Source organism: Pseudomonas sp. (assembly GCF_026224925.1).
In the GTDB taxonomy this organism is placed as follows: domain Bacteria; phylum Pseudomonadota; class Gammaproteobacteria; order Pseudomonadales; family Pseudomonadaceae; genus Aquipseudomonas.
In genome coordinates this window covers 1-3,032 of the sequence record NZ_JAMFRV010000290.1, presented here as the reverse complement: position 1 = coordinate 3,032, position 3,032 = coordinate 1, and the positions used below count along the sequence as shown (strand labels likewise).

Here is a 3,032-nt window from a genome sequence, read left to right as displayed (position 1 = left end):
AGGGCCGCGAGCAGCAAGAACACCTCGCTCGACAGCGAATCTTGAAAGGCCTGGGCGGCGCCTTGGAAGGAACTGGTAATGGACGGCGGCAGCTTGATGGCGGCTTCGGCCTGTTCGATTTCCTCCACCGCCTTACTGAGCGAGGCATCGGGGGCCAAGTTGAACGATACCGTGACCGCCGGGAATTGCGCCAAATGGCTGATCACCAAGGGGGCCTTGGTGACTTTGATGTCCGCGATGCCGCTCAAGGGGACCTGGCCGGTGCTGCCCGTCTGCGTGGGCAAGTACAAGGTTCCCAAGGACTGCAGACTGGGGAGGCTCTCGGGCTTGGCCACCAGCACTACACGATATTGATTGGACTGGTTGAAAATCGTCGAGACGATACGCTGCCCGAGCACATCGTACAGGGCGTTGTCGATGGTGGCGGGAGTGATGCCATAGCGCGCGGCAAGTTGACGGTTGACCTCGATATCCACGCTCAAGCCTTCGTTGTCGAGATCGCTGGTGACATCCGTAACCGAGGCGATTTTCTTCATCCGGGCCATGAGTTCCGGCACGTATTCCTGGAACGATTGCTGGCTCGGACCCCGCAGCACCAGTTGGTATTGATTCGGCGATACCGTGGTATCGAGGGTGAGATTTTGCTCCGGCTGCAGATATAACTTGATGCCAGATATGTCGGCCACCTCGTTTTGAAGGCGCTTCGCGATCTGTGCGGCGCTCAATGACCGGTCGCTATGAGCCCGCAGATTGATGAGGAAACGACCGCTGTTCAACGTCGTGTTGGTGCCGTCGATACCTATATAAGAAGTGAGTGAAACCACATCCGCATCCTTGAGGATGGCATCGGCGAGTTCCATTTGCCGGGTCGACATCGTCTGATAGGACACCGAGTTGTCGGCAACGCTGATGGCTTGGATCACCCCGATGTCCTGCACGGGGAAGAGGCCCTTCGGGATCACCACGTACAAGAATCCGGTCAGCGCAATGGTAATCAACGCCACGATCAACGTCAGCCGCTGGTGACGCAGCACCCATCGGAGGCCGCCTTCGTAAGCCGCCAAGGTTTTATCGAACAGCCCTTCACTGATGCGCTCGAAGCGGCTAGGGGTACGCTCGGCTTTTCTCTTCAAGATGCGCGAACACATCATGGGCACCAGCGTCAGGGACACCACGGCGGACAGCACGATGGTCACCGCAAGAGTGACCGCAAACTCGCTGAAGAGCCGGCCGATCACACCACCCATGAAGAGCAATGGGATGAGCACGGCGATCAGGGAAATGGTCAGCGACATGATCGTGAAGCCGATCTGCCCTGCGCCGGCCAGCGCAGCCTCCAGAGGATTCATGCCCTCTTCGAGATAGCGCACGATGTTCTCGATCATCACGATGGAGTCGTCGACCACGAAGCCCGTGGCGATGATGAGGGCCATCAGGGATAGATTGTCGATCGAGTAGCCGAATTGGTACATGATCGCCAGCGTACCCACCAGCGAGACCGGCACCGAAATACTGGGGATGATGGTCGCCGGCACGTTGCGCAAAAACACGAATATCACCAGCACGACGAGCAGTATCGACAAGGCAAGTTCGAAGGCTGCATCGGATACCGACGCGCGAATCACCCCGGTGCTATCCGCAACGATCTCCAGATGCATCGCTTGCGGCAACGTGGCCAGAAGCTGCGGCAGCTGCTTTTTAATCTGATCCACCGTGGCAATCACGTTCGCGCCCGGTTGGCGCAACACGTTGAGTACAATGGCCGGCGTGCGATTGAACCAGGCACCCAGTTCGATGTCCTGCGCCGCTTGGGTGACCTTGGCCACATCGTGCAAGAACACGGGCGAACCGCTCTGATAGGAGATCACCGTGTTCAGGTATTCCTTCGGATCTTGGATCTGGTCGTTGTCGTTGATGGTGTAGTCGAGATCCGGGCCGTCGAAATTTCCCTTGGGCTGGCTGACGTTGATGTTGGCGAGTGTCGTGCGCAAATCGTCGACATTCAGCCCATAGCCGGCCAGCTTGTGGGGGTCCACTTCGACCCTGATGGCGGGCACGTTGCCGCCGGCGGGACTCACGAGGCCCACGCCGGGAACCTCGGATATTTTCGAGGCGAGTCGATTGTTGGCCACGTCCTGCAACTGGGTCAGCGACATGGAATCGGAGGTCACCGCCAGGGTGAGGATGGGCTGATCGGCGGGATTGACCTTCGCATACACCGGCGGCGCCGGCAGACCCGTCGGCAGCAAGCTGTTGGCGGCATTGATGGCCTGCTGGACGTTCTGCTCTGCCACGTCGAGATTGAGCGCCAGATTGAACTGCAACGTAATGATCGACGACCCGGCGGAACTGGCCGAGGTCATCTGCGTCAAGCTGGGGATCTCACCGAGCTGCACCTCCAGCGGCGCGGTCACCGTGGTCGCCATCACCTGCGGGCTGGCGCCCGGGTAGAAGGTTTGAACCTGAATGGTCGGATAGTCCACGTCGGGTAGCGAGGAGACCGGCAGAAAGCGCACCGCCACAAGGCCGATGAGCACCAACGCGATCATCAGCAACGAGGTAGCTACGGGCCTTAATATAAAGAGACGGGAAATATTCATCGCGCGCGCGTCGGCTTAGCTTTGCGCCGCCGGAGCGCCTTGCGAAGGTTTGCCGTGCGGTTTCTTTCCCTTCTGAGTGTTCGGGCCCGGAGCCGGGGCGGTAGCCGGGGTCGCCGTGGCAATGGTGATCTTGGCACCGTCGCTCAACCGGTCAGTGCCGTCGACCACTACCGAATCCCCGACCGCGAGGCCGGAGAGAATGGCCGTATTCGTACCGTCGCTCGGCCCCAGCTTGACCTTGTGTACGGACACCGTGTGATCGGCATTGACGAGGTAAACATAGTTGCCTGGCGCGCCGCTCAACACGGCCGGCGTGGGCACGAGAACGGCGTTGCGGAGCGTATCCACCAGCAATTTCACATTGACGAATTCGCTCGGAAATAAAGCCTCGTCATCGTTCGCAAACGTGGCTCTCAAGGTCACCGTACCGGT

Annotated in this window: 1 protein-coding gene and 1 pseudogene; both read right to left on the bottom strand. The window is 59.5% G+C overall.

The window, feature by feature from the left end; all coding sequences use genetic code 11:
• A partial coding sequence (locus M0974_RS12595; RefSeq protein WP_297836755.1) for an efflux RND transporter permease subunit occupies positions 1–2,600 on the bottom strand: 2,600 nt, incomplete at its 3' end.
• Positions 2,601–2,615: 15 nt separating this feature from the next.
• Positions 2,616–3,032 (bottom strand): annotated as a pseudogene (locus M0974_RS12590) (multidrug transporter subunit MdtA); the annotation flags it as partial.